The sequence below is a fragment of the Vibrio sp. 1874 genome (assembly GCF_033344395.1).
Taxonomy (GTDB): Bacteria; Pseudomonadota; Gammaproteobacteria; order Enterobacterales; family Vibrionaceae; genus Vibrio; species Vibrio alginolyticus.
In genome coordinates this window covers 1-1,054 of sequence record NZ_JAWPOR010000181.1, presented here as the reverse complement: position 1 = coordinate 1,054, position 1,054 = coordinate 1, and the positions used below count along the sequence as shown (strand labels likewise).

The following is a 1,054-nucleotide window of genomic DNA, read 5'->3' as shown; positions in this document are numbered from 1 at the left end:
TAGTGGTTAGGTATGTCGATGACGATGCGGAGAAACGTGTTCGAGATGCATTTAAGAAAGTCGACCCGATTCCGGGTGACATCATGGCATTAGGAGAGATGAAAGTGGAAAAAAGGATCATTATCCGTTCAATTGTCGGATCGCCACTCAACATCGCATTAGTGGTTTTGGTGCTACTGTTGCTGGCCGCTGGAGGCTATTGGTGGATGTTTAATCAGCCAAGCCCAGATGACAAAGCGCAGCAGATCACGGGAAGCATCGAGCAAACTGCCATTCCGACACTCACTGAGCCGACTCTTTCGCCATCAGAATCTAATTTAACCTCAGTGACTGACGACTTGCCAAATGACGGCGATTTATCAGATGCGACTGACGATTCCAACTCATTGCCACCAACGGTGACAGAAGAAGTAGCAAGCGTCGGGAATGATGATACCCAGCAGCGTGTTGTGATTGAATCTGACGTGGTTGATGCTCTGTTAGAAGGTAAGCCTGAGCAAGCGAATACAGACAATATTAAAGCGTTAGTAGAAGGGGCTGAACCTCAAGCGAAAACCCAGTCAGAGACAAAATCTTCCTTGATTAAAGTGGTGAAGCCAAGCGATGCCGCATCAGAAGAGGTTGCGAAAACAGAGACGACCTCAAGTAAACCTATCGTCAAATTCTCGTTTTCACGTGAAGAGTTAAAAGCGTTATCTCCAAGAGCGTACACCTTGCAGTTAGCAGCCATGACATCAATGGAAGATGTGCAAGCTTTTCTTGATGAGCATCAGCTGAATAACAAGGTACGCATTTATCCGACGGTTCGCAGTGGAACGGAATGGTACATCGTGACTTACCAAGATTATCCGACAATTCAAATGGCTCGAGACGCGGTAGAGAAGCTGCCAGATTCACTTAAGTCGGTGAGCCCGTGGGCAAAATCGCTAGGCCAGGTTCATCGAGAAATTGATCGCGTGAAATAATCCTGAGCTTCGCTGAAAAATATGTTACATTCCGCAGCCTTAATTTTTGGTCGATAGATAGAGCAGTAGATGAAAAAGCAACGAGCCTT

1 protein-coding gene is annotated in these 1,054 nt (G+C 46.4%); it reads left to right on the top strand.

Annotation, left to right across the window (positions count from 1 at the left end; all coding sequences use genetic code 11):
• A partial coding sequence (locus R8N46_RS25465) for an SPOR domain-containing protein (protein ID WP_318189811.1) occupies positions 1-965 on the top strand: 965 nt, incomplete at its 5' end.
• Positions 966-1,054 lie beyond the last annotated feature (89 nt).